The organism is Sutcliffiella sp. FSL R7-0096 (genome assembly GCF_038595065.1).
Lineage (GTDB): Bacteria > Bacillota > Bacilli > Bacillales > Bacillaceae_I > Sutcliffiella_A.
On sequence record NZ_CP152003.1, the window covers coordinates 1,472,267 to 1,487,030 of the forward strand.

At 42.3% G+C, this 14,764-nt stretch carries 17 protein-coding genes; 10 read left to right on the forward strand and 7 right to left on the reverse strand.

Annotated features, from left to right (window positions below):
- Positions 1–21: 21 nt before the first annotated feature.
- Together MKY77_RS07470 and MKY77_RS07475 are read left to right on the forward strand one after the other, a co-directional pair.
- Entirely contained in the window at positions 22–1,572 is a 1,551-nt protein-coding gene (locus MKY77_RS07470) for an alpha-amylase family glycosyl hydrolase (RefSeq protein ID WP_339149985.1), read from the forward strand.
- Between the two features lie 131 nt (positions 1,573–1,703).
- Positions 1,704–2,735 (forward strand): LacI family DNA-binding transcriptional regulator, encoded by a 1,032-nt coding sequence (locus tag MKY77_RS07475; RefSeq protein ID WP_339149608.1) that lies wholly within the window; start codon positions 1,704–1,706, stop codon positions 2,733–2,735.
- 256 nt (positions 2,736–2,991) lie between these two features.
- Here the strand turns inward: MKY77_RS07475 and MKY77_RS07480 are convergent, their stop codons facing one another.
- Positions 2,992–3,855: an SDR family oxidoreductase gene (locus MKY77_RS07480; protein WP_339149609.1), complete on the reverse strand. Its 864-nt coding sequence runs from the start codon at positions 3,853–3,855 to the stop codon at positions 2,992–2,994.
- Positions 3,856–3,937: 82 nt separating this feature from the next.
- On the opposite strand from MKY77_RS07480, the gene MKY77_RS07485 reads away from it, so the two are divergent.
- Positions 3,938–4,441, forward strand: coding sequence for a GNAT family protein (locus MKY77_RS07485; RefSeq protein ID WP_339149610.1), 504 nt, complete (start codon positions 3,938–3,940; stop codon positions 4,439–4,441).
- A gap of 237 nt (positions 4,442–4,678) precedes the next feature.
- Here MKY77_RS07485 and MKY77_RS07490 read toward each other — a convergent pair whose 3' ends face one another.
- Positions 4,679–5,170 carry a YajQ family cyclic di-GMP-binding protein gene (locus tag MKY77_RS07490; protein WP_010192059.1) on the reverse strand — a complete coding sequence of 164 codons (492 nt, stop codon included), beginning with the start codon at positions 5,168–5,170 and terminating at the stop codon, positions 4,679–4,681.
- 279 nt (positions 5,171–5,449) lie between these two features.
- On the opposite strand from MKY77_RS07490, the gene MKY77_RS07495 reads away from it, so the two are divergent.
- On the forward strand, positions 5,450–6,304 hold the full coding sequence (locus MKY77_RS07495) for a S1-like domain-containing RNA-binding protein (RefSeq protein WP_339149986.1): 855 nt from the start codon (positions 5,450–5,452) through the stop codon (positions 6,302–6,304).
- 93 nt (positions 6,305–6,397) lie between these two features.
- On the opposite strand, the gene MKY77_RS07500 is transcribed toward MKY77_RS07495, so the two are convergent.
- Positions 6,398–6,529: a DUF3941 domain-containing protein gene (locus MKY77_RS07500; protein ID WP_082852400.1), complete on the reverse strand. Its 132-nt coding sequence runs from the start codon at positions 6,527–6,529 to the stop codon at positions 6,398–6,400.
- A 64-nt stretch (positions 6,530–6,593) separates the two neighbouring features.
- Complete coding sequence (locus tag MKY77_RS07505) at positions 6,594–7,457, reverse strand: DegV family protein (protein ID WP_339149611.1); 864 nt, start codon at positions 7,455–7,457, stop codon at positions 6,594–6,596.
- Positions 7,458–7,670: 213 nt separating this feature from the next.
- On the opposite strand from MKY77_RS07505, the gene MKY77_RS07510 reads away from it, so the two are divergent.
- The gene (locus MKY77_RS07510) at positions 7,671–8,516 is read left to right on the forward strand and encodes a YitT family protein (RefSeq protein WP_339149612.1); all 846 of its coding nucleotides are present in this window, start codon (positions 7,671–7,673) and stop codon (positions 8,514–8,516) included.
- A gap of 208 nt (positions 8,517–8,724) precedes the next feature.
- Here MKY77_RS07510 and MKY77_RS07515 read toward each other — a convergent pair whose 3' ends face one another.
- From MKY77_RS07515 to MKY77_RS07525, 3 genes are all read right to left on the reverse strand, one after another.
- On the reverse strand, positions 8,725–8,961 hold the full coding sequence (locus MKY77_RS07515; RefSeq protein ID WP_339149613.1) for a DUF3813 domain-containing protein: 237 nt from the start codon (positions 8,959–8,961) through the stop codon (positions 8,725–8,727).
- A gap of 2 nt (positions 8,962–8,963) precedes the next feature.
- Positions 8,964–9,116, reverse strand: coding sequence for a hypothetical protein (locus MKY77_RS07520; protein WP_339149614.1), 153 nt, complete (start codon positions 9,114–9,116; stop codon positions 8,964–8,966).
- Between the two features lie 90 nt (positions 9,117–9,206).
- Entirely contained in the window at positions 9,207–10,013 is an 807-nt protein-coding gene (locus tag MKY77_RS07525; protein WP_339149987.1) for a Cof-type HAD-IIB family hydrolase, read from the reverse strand.
- Positions 10,014–10,157: 144 nt separating this feature from the next.
- Between MKY77_RS07525 and MKY77_RS07530 the strand changes: the two genes are divergently transcribed.
- From MKY77_RS07530 to clpB, 5 genes are all read left to right on the forward strand, one after another.
- Positions 10,158–10,970 (forward strand): alpha/beta fold hydrolase, encoded by an 813-nt coding sequence (locus tag MKY77_RS07530; protein WP_339149615.1) that lies wholly within the window; start codon positions 10,158–10,160, stop codon positions 10,968–10,970.
- Positions 10,945–11,259, forward strand: coding sequence for a metal-sulfur cluster assembly factor (locus MKY77_RS07535; protein ID WP_339149988.1), 315 nt, complete (start codon positions 10,945–10,947; stop codon positions 11,257–11,259). Before MKY77_RS07530 ends, MKY77_RS07535 begins: the two co-directional genes overlap by 26 nt.
- Before the next feature lie 35 nt (positions 11,260–11,294).
- On the forward strand, positions 11,295–11,633 hold the full coding sequence (locus tag MKY77_RS07540; protein ID WP_339149616.1) for a DsrE family protein: 339 nt from the start codon (positions 11,295–11,297) through the stop codon (positions 11,631–11,633).
- A 137-nt stretch (positions 11,634–11,770) separates the two neighbouring features.
- Entirely contained in the window at positions 11,771–11,950 is a 180-nt protein-coding gene (locus tag MKY77_RS07545; protein ID WP_010192036.1) for a YjzC family protein, read from the forward strand.
- A 192-nt stretch (positions 11,951–12,142) separates the two neighbouring features.
- Positions 12,143–14,734 (forward strand): ATP-dependent chaperone ClpB, encoded by a 2,592-nt coding sequence (gene clpB / locus MKY77_RS07550; RefSeq protein WP_339149617.1) that lies wholly within the window; start codon positions 12,143–12,145, stop codon positions 14,732–14,734.
- Positions 14,735–14,764: the final 30 nt, after the last annotated feature.

Genomic DNA, 14,764 nt, shown 5'->3' on the forward strand with positions numbered 1-14,764 from the left:
TAAGGGAGGGAAGCGGAATTGATGAAAAGAGTGATGGGGCTCATTCTCGTTCCGTTTCTTCTTTTTTCTGCATGGTTTGTTCCACCCGTTCAACCTGTAAACGCCGAAAAAGAAGAACACGCATGGCAAGATGAGATTATTTATTTTATTATGATTGACCGCTTTAACAATGGGGACACATCCAATGACTTTGACGTGGACCGGGACGACCCGAAGGCCTACCACGGTGGGGATTTTCGTGGGATCACAGAAAAACTGGATTACTTAAAGGATATGGGATTCACCGCACTATGGCTGACCCCTATTGTTCAAAATGAGGAAAAAGGGTACCATGGCTACTGGACAGAAGACTTCTATAAAACAGAAGAGCACTTTGGTACACTAGAGGAATTCAAGGAATTAGTTCAAGAAGCACACAAAAGAGATATTAAAATTATCGTTGATTTGGTAGTCAACCATACGGGTTACCAGCATGCTTGGCTGAATGAAGAGGACAAACAAGATTGGTTCCACCCAAATGAACCTATTCGAAATTGGGATGACCAAGAGCAAGTAGAAAATGGCTGGATCTATGGATTGCCGGATTTAAATCAGGATAACCCTGAGGTCAGGGAATATCTTTTGGATATGGCCAAATGGTGGATTGAAGAAACGGATATTGATGGATATAGACTTGATACTGTGAAGCATGTCCCAAAGGATTTTTGGAAAGAGTTTGCCAATGAGGTTAAATCGGTAAAGGAAGACTTTTTCTTAATCGGAGAGGTTTGGCATGATGATCCTAATTATGTGGCAGGATACCAAGAAACGGGCATTGACTCCTTTGTAGATTTTCCGACATACAACGAACTGACACGTGTATTTTCACAAGCGGACGAATCTTTAAGCCGATTGGACACACTTTTTTACCACAATCAAAACCTTTATGATAATCCTTATATATTGGGGACTTTTCTAGATAATCATGATGTGGAGCGTTTCACAAGAGCCGCCATCAAAAAGAAGCACCATCCTCCGACACGATTGAAACTTGCTCTCGCTTACATGTATACAGCACCTGGAATTCCAATTGTGTATTACGGAACAGAGATAGCTTTAGATGGTGGGGAAGATCCTGACAACCGCAGAGATATGAACTTCAGAGCAGACAAAGAGATAATAGATTATATCACTAAATTAGCTGAATTGCGCAAACAGATGCCAAGTCTGACACACGGCACCTATGAGATGGTTTATGATAATGGCGCAATGGCTGTCATCAAACGTGAATATGAAGGGGAAGTCAGTTTTGTTGCTATCAACAACTCCAGTGAAACACAGGCAGCACCTATTGATGCAGAGCTTGTAGGAGAAAGTATGGAACTGCGTGGTACCCTAGGGGACGAACTAGTACGTAATTCCAACGGTACTTATACCATCGGACTAGACCGTGAAACAGCTGAGGTCTATACAGTAAAAGAAGACTCCGGCATCAATGTAGGCTTCGTCGGTGCCATGGCATTAATCTATGGAGGGTTTGTGGCATTTATCGTTGCTGCTGTCATTAGAAGAAAGAAAAAGAATAAAGAATAAAGAACAAGTGCCTACGTCCTTCCCAAGTGGAGGATAGGCTCCGTTATATTTGAATGCGTTTCCAATTTAAAGATACGAATAAGCAACAACGTTTTCGAAAACAGCCATTAAAAAGGGGAGGGGATAGGTGCATGGCAGTAACAATTAAAGATGTAGCGAAAATGGCCAATGTTGCACCTTCCACAGTTTCTCGCGTCATCGCGAACAACCCGCGCATAAGTGAAAAGACAAAAAAACGCGTGAGAGAAGCAATGGAAGAGCTTGGATATCATCCAAACTTTATCGCACGAAGCCTGGCAAACCAATCTACACAAGTAATAGGACTTGTCATGCCGGCATCTGCAGATAAAACATTTCAAAACCCATTTTTCCCGGAAGTATTAAGGGGAATAAGCACGGCCGCCCATGAAAAACAATATGCACTCCATATGTCCACAGGGGTAACAGGCAATGAAATATTGGAAGGGGTCATGCAAATGGTCCAGGGCCGTCGGGTAGACGGTATCATCCTTTTGTATTCAGCAGTGGAGGACAAAATCATCAAATACCTTCAAAAAGAGTGCTTCCCATTTGTCGTCATAGGAAAGCCATTTGAGCAGGTGGAAGAAATCACTCATGTCGACAATGATAACTACAGGGCTGCAAAAGAAGCTACCCAGCATCTGATTACACTTGGGCATGAAAGAGTGGCATTTGTAGGAGGAAGCATCCAATTGGTGGTGACCATCGATCGGTTGCTTGGTTACGAGAAAGCGATCCGAGATGCAGGAATTCAATACAGGGATGAATACATCATTCATGAAGAGTTCCTGAAAGAGGGTGGCCAAGAGGCGATTTCCGAATTACTCTCTTTAGAAGAGCCGCCAACGGCGCTTGTCGTTTCCGATGACCTGATGTCGCTTGGAATCCTTAATACATTGCATGACATGGGAATCTCCGTTCCGGATCAAATGTCCATTGTGAGCTTTAATAATGTGTTGCTTGCAGAAGTGGCTCGTCCGCCATTGACATCGGTGGACATCAACATCTTCCAACTGGGCTTTCAGGCTGCGAAGACTTTGATCCAAAAGGTGAAGGATCCGTCTGAACCGACCAAACGGATTATCATCCCACACACGATGGTAAAGCGTCATACTTGTAAGGAAATGATGAAACAAAAATGAGATTGAAACATTGATTGAGAGATTGAAGCCGGCCTCAGATGATGGGGTTGGTTTTTTTATAATTTGGTGTTTTTCTTCAAATTTTAAAGGGGATTAAAGTAGGTTCGGACATATTACTTTTGAAAATCTTCGGACAGAAATCTAAAAACTTCGGACATTTCACCGCAATCACATCCCGAGTGTAATAAAAACAGACTAAAAAAGCGCCCCTTTAAATTCAAAGAGCGCTAAGTAACAATCATCCCAATACAACTACCTACCCATTCACAATCTTCCCGCCATTCACATGCAACATCTGGCCGCTCATGTAAGAAGCATCTTCACTTGCCAAAAAAACATAGCTCGGTGCTACCTCCTCGGGCTGACCGGGACGTTTCATTGGCGTATTCGCTCCGAAACTTGCCACCTTTTGACTAGAAAAAGTCGAAGGAATCAAAGGTGTCCAAATCGGTCCAGGAGCGACTCCATTTACACGTATCCCTTTTCCAACCAGTTGCAGGGCCAGGGATCGAGTAAATGCGACAATGGCCCCTTTGGTTGCCGAGTAATCCACAAGCAGCTCATTCCCCGCATAAGCTGTCACGGAAGCAGTATTAATAATGCTGCTCCCATTTCCCAGAAATGGAAGAGCCGCCTTTGTTAAATAAAAAAAAGAAAAAATATTCGTCCTGAAAGTCTTCTCAAGTTGTTCTGCTGTTATATCCTCAATGCTCTCTTGTGGATGCTGCTCTGCCGCATTGTTGACAAGGATGTCTATTTTGTTAAAGTTGGCCATGGTTTCATCCACAATTTGCTTGCAAAATGCCTCCTCGCCAATATCCCCGGAAAGCAGGTGACACTTCCGCCCTTCTTGCTCCACCTGCTTTTGTGTCTCCTTTGCATCCTCATGTTCATTTAAATAGACAACAACAACGTCTGCCCCTTCTTTTGCGTAATAAATGGCAACGGCTCTCCCGATGCCACTATCACCGCCAGTGATGATCGCGACCTTATCTTTTAATTTTTCATTTCCCATATAGGTCGGGTCCTCTGACTTCGGCTTTGGTGTCATCTCGGACTCTAATCCCGGTTGCTGATTTTGATGCTGTGGTGGGAGTGTCTGTTTCTGCTGATCTGTCATAATAAGCACCTCCAATAATCTTTTCTATTATTTGAAAAACACCTATAATTTATCCAATGGGAGAAAAAAGGGGAGAGTAAATATGAAGATTAGAGAAGCAAGAATAGAAGATGCAGAAGCACTCCTGACACATGCTAGAAAAGTATATGGAGAAGGGCGCAATCTATTAACGGCACCAGAAGAATTCAATGTCACCATCGAGCAGGAAGTACAGTGGTTACAAGAAAGTATGGATAAAGGACATTTGACCCTTATAGCAGAAGAAGGATCAAAAATAGTGGGAATGCTAAACGCCACAAAGGGATCCAGAAAAAGAGTTAGGCATATCTGCATGTTTGGTATCAGCATTCAAGAAGAATATTGTAACAATGGATTAGGAAGCAAAATGATTTTTCAACTGCTTGACTGGGCAAAAAGAGATTCCCATATTGAAAAGGTCTGCCTAGAAGTATTTGCCCATAACGAACGAGCGATACACGTTTACGAAAAGTTGGGATTTAGTATAGAAGGTAGAAAAGAACGTCATGTAAAGTTTGAGGATGGGACTTATTCTGATGAATTGCTTATGGGGCAGTTTGTAAAATAAGAGGCTATTAGCGTAAACTTTGTTGCTTATGAGCATTCTTACACTTACCGTTACACTTCTTACTGTCGTGCTCTTTTCCCTGCAATACTAAATATGCTACATGCAAATCTTAAGTAAGTACGAATTAAAAAGTCCAATTGCCGACTTTTTACTAGTGAATAGCAATAATCTTTGAGAAAAGAGCCAAATAAAATGTGCCCACGTCACTATAGAACGGGGCACCGCTGTTACATTACCTTATCGGTAGTTCACAAACTGCAGGTCGATATCCAAGTCAGCCTCACGAAGGGCAGCAATCACCTGTTGAAGATCATCACGATTCTTCCCTGTTACGCGTACCTGATCGTCCTGAATTTGTGTTTTCACTTTTAAACCGGAGTTTTTGATGATGGTGTTTATTTTCTTCGTATTGTCCTTATCGATACCTTGAACAAGCTTTCCGCGTTGACGAACTGCGCCCTTGGAAGCATCTTCAATTTTACCGTATTGAATGTTTTTGGTTGGAACATTACGTTTGATCATTTTACTGACCATTACATCTTTCAGTTGATCCAGTTTGAACTCGCTATCAGAAAGAAGTACGATTTCTTCTTTTTCAAGTTTGATGTCACTGACAGATCCTTTGAAGTCAAATCGATTTTGAATTTCTTTTAACGCAATATTGATGGCGTTCGTCACTTCAGACAGATCGACTTTAGAGACGATATCGAAAGAACTCTCTTTTGCCATGGAAATCCCTCCAGCATAGGTTAAAATTTTACCAAATGGTAATGGTAAGAAAAACATCGCTTTCTGTTCTTAATTATAGTAGAATAAAGCGGTTTGGACAACTTAATCAAAGTCAGGTACAATTTATATAATACGTATTAATAAACAACGCTATTGATTTCCGCACTAGGCTTCGCTTTCGCCTATTGCTCCAATCAACAGCTAGGTTGCTGCAATAATCAACAGTATTCTTTAACTGAACCATATAATCATGCGTAAAAAGGAAGGTACATAATAATGATGGAAACAGGTACGGTATTGGAATTGACGGTCGATCGCGAGACACCGCTTGGATATATGTTAACTGATGGGGAAGAGACCATTCTTCTTCACAAAAATGAAGCGACACGGGAATTAGGGGAAGATGAAACGGTAGAGGTATTCTTATATGCGGACCAAAAAAGCCGCATCACTGCAACGATGACTATTCCAAAGGGGCTTAATGGCCCTGAGTGGATGGAAGTGGTGGAAGTGTTGCCAGGGCTTGGTGCATTCATCAATATTGGCATCGCAAAGGATGCCCTCATTCCCGCAGATGATCTCCCAGTATTTGAGAAAATATGGCCCCAAGTTGGCGACCACCTCCTTTGCCGTGTGAAAACGGATCGCCGTGGCAAGCTGATAGGAAAGCTTGCTACACAGGATGTAATGCTCGACCGATCTATCAAAGCACCATCCAATATCCTGAACCAAAACATTCAAGGGACCATCTACCGTCTTTTAAAGGTCGGTAGCTACATGATTTCGAATGAGGGTTATGTAGGCTTCATCCATAACTCCGAACGTAAGGAAGAGCCTAGATTGGGTCAGGTGGTAGAAGGAAGAGTCATTGATTTGAAGGACGACGGGACGATCAATGTATCATTGTTGCCACGCAAACAGGAAGCCATGGGTGATGATGCACAAGTGATCATGGATTACTTGGAGCTTAGAGGCGGAGCGATGCCCTACAGCGATAAAAGTACACCTGAAGATATCAAGGACCAATTCAATATTAGCAAAGCGGCATTTAAACGTGCGATAGGTAAGCTGTTGAAACAGGGCTTGATTAGGCAGTCAGAGGGCTGGACATATAAGAAGGAAGAAGAGAATTAAATTTGTTGACATGAGAGCAGTTCACTTAGTGGGCTGCTTTCTTGATACAAAAAAAGCCGCTCCCTAAAAGAAGCGACTCCCAAACCTATGTCCCTACAAATGATCCGTCTTCTTAGAATACTGGCGTTCACCCTTTTGCTCATTCTTCTCACGTTGCATGTTTTTTTCATGTCGTTTAGCATTGTTGTCTTTTGCTTTTTTGTCGTTATCGCTTGTGTGTGGCATAGAAAAACCTACCCCTTTCTTAGATGGATAGGAATAGGTTGTCCTTTCAATATGATGTTATGAGTTACGCTTTTTTCCCGTTTAGGAAGAATAAGGCGATGGTTCCTGGGCCAGCATGTGCACCAACTGCAGAACCGATAGAGGTGATGGTGAAGTCTTTACAATCACAAGCCTCAACAATCATTTCCTTCAATGCCTGCGCGGTTGCCAGGTCGTCTCCATGGCTTATTCCAATCCGTTGCCCTGCACTATTAAAACCGTTACGGTCCCGCATGACTTCTACCATCCTGCGCAAGACTTTCTTTCGGCCCCGGATTTTCTCCAAAGGAATTAATTTTCCATCTTCCATATGCAGTAAAGGTTTGATATTCAATAATCCCCCTACAAATGCAGAGGCTTTGCTTACCCGGCCGCCGCGGGCCAAGTAATCCAGGTTGTCCACAGTGAACACATGCTCCATATGGGTGATGTCGTATTCAATGGAAGCCAATAGATCTTCCTTTGAGCTCCCGCCATTAGCCAGCTCAGCAGCTTTTTTGACGACAAGACCATACCCAAGCGATGCACACTTGGAATCGATGATAGTCAAGTCAAGTTCCGGGTACTCCTCCATAACTTCCTTTTGCATGAGAACCGCTGTTTGATATGTACCTGATAATTCGGAAGAAAAAGCTACGTAAACGGCGGTTTCCTGTTTCACTGCCACTTCAGTGAAAAGCTCTTTCATAAACACTGGCGAGGCTTGAGATGTCTTGACCACTTGTCCCTCGCGCATGGCATTATACACTTTGGATGAATCAATGGTGACCATATCCTCATATTCGGTCTCACCGAACAGGACTTTCAGAGGGATAAGGTCCACCTTTTCGTTAGTGAAAAACTCTTTCGGTAAGTCGCTGGCACTATCTGCAAAAATTCTTATTGTCATAAGGTCACCTTCTTTATTATACTAACAAGCATGGGTTAAGCTGTACGTGAAAAACTGACGATCCTTCCATTAGAGGAATAATGCTCCTTTTTTCAAGTTTACCTATTAATGAACCACTCTTCAAGAAAAGAAAACAAGTTTATCGTTTCAGAAGGGTAAAAAGAGGAAAAATACATAAAATAAGGCAATAGGCTGTTAGGAGGTTTTGGCCAAATGGATGTACTACAACATATAAAAAAGGTGCTTATTGTATTAGTGGGAGCATTTTTAAATGCGATTGCAATGAATTTCTTTTTGATTCCGGCGGATGTTTACGCTAGCGGGTTCACTGGTGTTTCCCAGCTGATTTTCCGTATTTCTGAGGATTTTCTGCCTTTTACGATATCCACGGGTATTACATTATTGCTTTTGAATATTCCCGTTACGATTTTAGCATGGAAGAAGGTAGGGCGGTCTTTTACCATTTATAGTTTCTTAAGTGTATTCCTTATGTCGTTCTTCTTGGAAGTTGTACCGATTTATTCATTCAATAATGATATTTTGCTTAACGCCGTATTCGGTGGTGTCATTGCAGCTGTTGGTGTCGGACTGACGCTTAAGTGGGGGGCATCCACAGGTGGATTGGATATCATCGCCATGATTTTATCAAGAATGAAGGACAAGCCTGTAGGAACATACTTCTTTGCCTTAAATGCAGTGATCATTGTGACAGCAGGACTTGTATTTGGTTGGGAAAAAGCGTTGTATACCCTTGTGACCCTTTACGCATCCACTCGTGTCATTGACGCGATCCATACTCGTCATGAAAAGCTGACTGCGATGATTGTGACGAAAGAGGGGCAAGCGGTGAAGGAAGCCATTCATGCGAAAATGGTACGTGGTATTACATCAGTTCCGGCACGGGGGGCATTTACTGGGGAAGATAAGGAGATGCTGATGATTGTTATCACCCGTTATGAAATGTATGATCTGGAGCGGATTTTAAAGGAAGCGGATCCGAATGCGTTTACTAATATTGTGCAGACGGCCGGTATTTTTGGCTTTTTCCGGAAGGATTAATTTGTTCTCTTTACTCCTGTTCGATTACGTTCCGGTGGTTTGCTTTCCGCGGGGCGGAGCTTGAGCATCCTCACAACGCTTTAGGGGGCTACCTCCCGCCGGAGTCAAACGACCTGCACTACAAGGAACAAGGGATTAACGATGCTAGTAGAACCATCTATATGTACAAAAACAGCGCATAGCCTAATGGCCGTGCGCTGTTTGCGTGTTACTTATCTTGCTGACTGTTGAAAAGTTCTTCCTGCAATTCCCTAAGCTGAACTTTTTCGGCTTCAGTGGAGTTTGCATAAGCGGAGGATAATGCGTTTTTGGCAACACTCATCGAATTCGAATCGACTTCCGATGAATAATCATGTGTGTTGTTATGTTCAGGTGCAGAATCATGCTTGCCCTTTACCGCATTTTTGACGGCTTCACGAGCGGATTGGAATAATTGGTTTCCCATGATTATATCCCTCCAAGAGAATTGAGTTCTGCTTGATGTGCTTTGCGCTCTTCTGCTTGTTCCATCGTCAAGTGATAAGGGATTTGTTGGTCATGAAGCTGTACAGAATTTTTACCCTGCTGAACAAAACGTTTTGATTTGCTGCTTCTACCCATTATGAAAGCCCCCCTTTTCAAATCGGACAATCACTTGCCCACTATGTAGTCTAAGTAAAAAAGGTTCTTTCTATAAGGGCAAATATTGGTCTAAAGGTTCAGCTTTTTCTCTAGGAACACGGCAATTCCATCTTCTTCATTGCTTAGCGTGATTTCATTGGCTTTGCCTTTCAGCCCATCGATGGCATTGCCCATGGCAACACCAGTTCCTGCATACTCAATCATTTCATAATCGTTATCCTCGTCACCAAAAGCGATGATATTTTCCTTTGGAATATTATAATGCGCGGCGACCCTTTTTAATCCAACGGCTTTGTTCATTCCTGTGCGAACAAGCTCAATGACATGCCAAGGTGCAGCCCAACGTCTGTGATCGATCACTTCGGCATGTACGTCAGATAAGTACTTCCTGATTTTTGGCACTTCTTCTTCGCTTGCATGGATAAGGATACATGTTGGATCCCTTTTTAACACTTGTCTAAGATCACCTGTTTCAATCTTTGGGTTGCCAAAGCCGAAGATATCCAATAGCTTTTCATCATGAAAATGAAAATAAACATCATCCATCACTTCGGCCAGGATATTATGTATTTTGTATTTTTCGCTTACTTCGATGATTTCTTTTACTGTATCAATGGAAAGGGGCTCATGATAAACTCCCCAATCATCATTGCCAGGATAATGCACAAATGCACCGTTAAAGTTCACGATGGGAGAAGTAAGGTTCATTTCTTCATAATACATGATGCTCGCACGGTAAGGTCTTCCGGTCGCTATTACTACCTCATGTCCTTGATCCATCGCTTTTTGAATAGCCAATTTGTTGCGTTTGGAGATTCTTTTGTCATCAGTTAGCAAAGTCCCGTCTAAGTCTACGGCAATCAGATGTTTTTCCACCATATCATAACTCCTTTTTTCCTACATAAAAAATATTCCTATTTCAAGTGTAACCTTTTTTAATTTTGCTTGTCTACATGATAAACTAGACAGGACTAGATTGAATAGGAAAAATGAGGTAAAAATAGGTCAGGGGGAAGTACAATGATTAATGTTGTCAAACAGAAAGCGGGAGCGGTTTCTTATCTTCATGTCTGTGATGCACAATCCTTTTCAAAAGCGAAACCTACTGTTATCTTTATACATGGGTTTCAAAGTGTGAAGGAGAATAATCTGCACTATGCCTACCTTTTAGCAGAAAAGGGATTTCGGGTAATCCTTCCAGACTGTATTCATCATGGAGATCGGGACAGCGGGCTGAAGAATCACGAAATGATGCAGGCGTTCTGGGAAATTGTCATCCAAACTGTCCATGAAATAGATATTCTAAAAGGATATCTGGTTGAAGCAGGTTTAACGAAGGAGACGGATATCGGTATTGCAGGTACTTCCATGGGTGGAATTGTGACTTTCGGTGCATTGAAAAGATATCCGTGGATAAAAGCGGCAGTCAGTTTGATGGGATGTCCAAATTATCGTGACTTTGCACGTTATAAAGTTGATAAATTCCTTGAAGCTGGATTTGTGTTACCTTTTGATGAAATGCAGTTAGAATCATACTTTGCAAAACTAGATCCATATGATTTAGCCAACGATCCAGCCACCCTAAATGAAAGACCTTTGTTATGTTGGCACGGAAAACAGGACAAAGAGGTTCCGATTGATCCGCTACTGACGTTTGTAAAAGCGAATAAGGGTTATTATAAAAGTAAACCGAATAATATTAAGGTACTCATAGATGAGCATTCTGATCATAAGGTAAGCAGGGAAGGTGTATTGGCCACCGTGGATTGGTTTGCAGAGTATCTTCTAGAAAGTGAAAAGGAGAGATATCATGCAGGAAGCACTAAAAGATAAAGTGATGGAAATATTAGAGGAAGTGGAGGATCCGGAGCTTGGTGTCGATATAGTAAACCTTGGTCTGGTATATGATGTGGAAATTGATGCATCCAACAATGTGGATATTACCATGACATTGACCTCCATTGGCTGTCCGCTTGCAGGGGAAATTGTCGAGGACGTCAAAAAAAAGCTTGCACCAATGGAAGAAATCAATGATGTGGACGTTAACATCACGTTCAACCCGCCATGGAGCAAAGACCGAATGTCCCGCCTTGCAAAAATTGCATTGAACGTTACAGATTAAAAAATACATAAAAGAGTGAGAGGGGAGAAAGAAGCATGAAAAACAAAGTGATTCTTGTCAGTTCCAATCGGCTAGGTAAAGGGGATGAAGCCTTAGGGGAAAGTGTCCTGGAAACATTTTTCACTATTCTGAAGCAACGTGAAGAAAAGCCAGCTGCAATTTTTCTTATGAATACAGGAGTCTACACATTGACAGAGGATTCACTTGTTTCCGTGCACCTGAAAGAGATTCATGAATCAGGTGTCCATGTCTATGCATGCAAGACATGCGTAGACCACTATGAAGTCGAACAGAGGCTTATTGGCGGCGAAATTAGCGGGATGAAACACTTCATTGATCTTGCAACAAAGCATGAAGTCCTGACAATTGCTTAATAATGGATTCCCCACCGAACCTTAGATACGGTCATGAAAACCCCATATTTGGGAATGATAGTAGTGAGATATAAAGATCTCAATGCACATACTGTCTGCCTAAATGGTATATCATGATCTGTATAGGAGGGAATCGTATGGGCCAGAATCAACAATTCAGACCGGGACAAAAAGCGCCTAATAACGGCATCTATTTGGAAATCGGGGAGACTGGCAGTGGTGTTAAGAATCCTCAGAAGGTCAACCTGAAAGCTGGGGACACATTTCCCGAAACCTCCAATCATAACCGACTTTGGGCAAAGAAACGCCGTCCGTAATTGATAAGGTCATCCTCTTACTGGAGGGTGGCTTTTTTGGATAGACTTGATGGAAACTTTTTTTAGAGTTGATTCGTAAAGAGATATGAAGAAAAAATTAACCAGGAATGTGTATGATCCCCAAGCTCAAGATTTGGGCTAACCAAAGAATCGTTCTAAAATAAACTCACCTACCAAAAGGAGTGATACTAAATGAACATCAACCAAATGACTACCAAGTTACAAGAAGCAATCGTAATGGCAAAGAGTCTTGCGGAAGAAATGAATCATCAGCAAATAGAGCATGAACACCTTCTTCAAGCATTGCTTCAGCAACATGAAGGACTTGCCGAAAGAGTGTTGCAAAAGCTGAAGGTAGATCATCAATCACTTCAAAATGACTTAAAGCATCTACTTAGAGCAAAGCCTGAAGTAAGCGGCGCAACAAGTGATGCATATATAAGCAATCAACTGAACCAAACTTTCAAAAAAGCTGATGAATGGAAAAATGAATGGGAGGATGATTTTCTCTCCGTCGAACATATTCTTCTTGCTCTTTTCCATCAAAACAGCACGAGCCATCAATTAAAAAAGTTAAGTAATACATACAATCTCAATGAAGCATATTTACAGCAAGCCATACAGGAAATAAGGGGGAACCAGAAAGTGACTTCTAAAGAACCGGAATCTACATACGAAGCGTTAAAGAAATATGGAAGGGACTTGATTGAAGAGGTGAAAAGCGGCAAGCTTGATCCGGTTATCGGTAGAGATCAGGAAATCCGCAGGGTAATCAGAATCCTCTCCAGAAAGACAAAGAACAACCCTGTCCTTATCGGTGAACCAGGTGTTGGAAAAACGGCTATAGTGGAAGGATTGGCGCAGCGTATCGTGAGGAAGGATGTTCCAGATGGACTTAAGGACAAAACAATATTCTCCCTTGATCTTAGCTCGCTGGTGGCAGGCGCCAAATACAGGGGGGAGTTTGAAGAAAGATTGAAAGCCGTTCTGCAGGAAATCAAAAAAAGTGAAGGGCAGATCCTGCTTTTCATTGATGAACTTCACACAATTGTGGGTGCCGGTAAGACGGAAGGTTCAATGGATGCAGGGAATATGCTCAAACCGATGCTTGCCCGTGGGGAACTGCACTGCATTGGGGCCACTACCTTAAATGAGCACAGACAATATATCGAAAAAGATCCGGCTTTGGAGCGCCGTTTCCAACAGGTTCTTGTCCAAGAACCGACGGTAGAGGACACCATTTCCATTTTAAGAGGCCTTAAAGACCGCTTTGAGATCCATCATGGTGTGAACATACATGACCGTGCCATCGTATCTGCCGCAGTTTTATCCAACCGGTACATTTCAGAACGTTTTTTACCGGATAAGGCAATTGACCTTGTGGACGAAGCATGTGCCATGATCCGAACGGAAATAGATTCAATGCCATCTGAATTGGATGAAGTGACGAGAAGGGTGATGCAGCTGGAAATTGAAGAAGCTGCCATGAAGAAAGAGAAGGATCAAGCAAGCAAAGAAAGACTCATTCAGCTCCAAAAAGAATTGGCCAATCTCAAAGAACAGGCTGCCGCTATGAAGGCTCAATGGCAGCTGGAGAAAGATGATATTCAATTAGTCAGAGTGAAACGGGAGGAGTTGGAGAAGTCCAAGCGTGATTTGGAAACGGCGGAAAACAATTATGATTTAAACAAAGCCGCAGAACTTAGGCATGGAAAAATACCAAGCCTTGAAAAAGAGCTATCACAATTGGAGGAAAAGGCTAAGCAGAAAAAAGAAACAAACCAGCTCCTACGCGAAGAGGTAACAGAAGAAGAAATTGCTGGCATTGTGGCAAAGTGGACAGGCATACCTGTTACAAAGCTTGTGGAAGGAGAAAGAGAAAAGCTATTGAAGCTGGAGGAAATCCTGCATGAAAGAGTTGTAGGGCAGGAAGAAGCAGTACAGCTTGTTTCCGAGGCGGTCATCCGTGCAAGAGCAGGTATCAAGGATCCAAATCGTCCGATCGGTTCCTTCATCTTTCTTGGACCTACAGGTGTCGGGAAAACAGAGCTTGCCAGAGCGCTTGCTCAATCCCTTTTTGATAGTGAGGAGCAGATTATCCGGATTGACATGTCCGAGTATATGGAGAAACACGCGGTATCAAGGCTGATCGGAGCGCCCCCAGGGTATGTTGGCTACGAAGAAGGGGGGCAGCTTACAGAAGCGGTAAGAAGGAAGCCATATTCCGTCGTCTTGTTGGATGAAGTGGAAAAAGCCCATCCGGAAGTATTTAATATCCTGCTACAAATGTTGGATGATGGCAGAATAACGGACGCACAAGGAAAGACGGTCGATTTTAAAAATACTGTTATCATCATGACCTCCAACATCGGTTCACCCATCTTACTGGAAAATACGGAGGATGTCATTTCGGAGGAAGCTAAAGAAAAAGTGCTTCAACAGTTACGAAATCATTTCAGACCTGAATTATTAAACCGGATTGATGATACTGTTATCTTTTCACCATTATCCAAAAATCAGATCGGTCTTATTGTGGAAAAGTTAATCAAGGATTTACAGAAACGATTAGAAGACAAGCACCTAACATTACATCTTACAGAAGATGCGAAGATCTTTATTGCTGACAATGCCTATGATCCTGTTTATGGAGCCAGACCGTTGAAGAGGTTCATTCAAAAACACATGGAAACCCTTATTGCAAAGGAAATAATAAAAGGTACCATCCAAGATTTTCAAGAAATAATTATCAAGGTGAAAGAAGGAAAACTCGTGATCGGTGACTAATAAATATAAAGACAAAAAAAAGAACTTGTC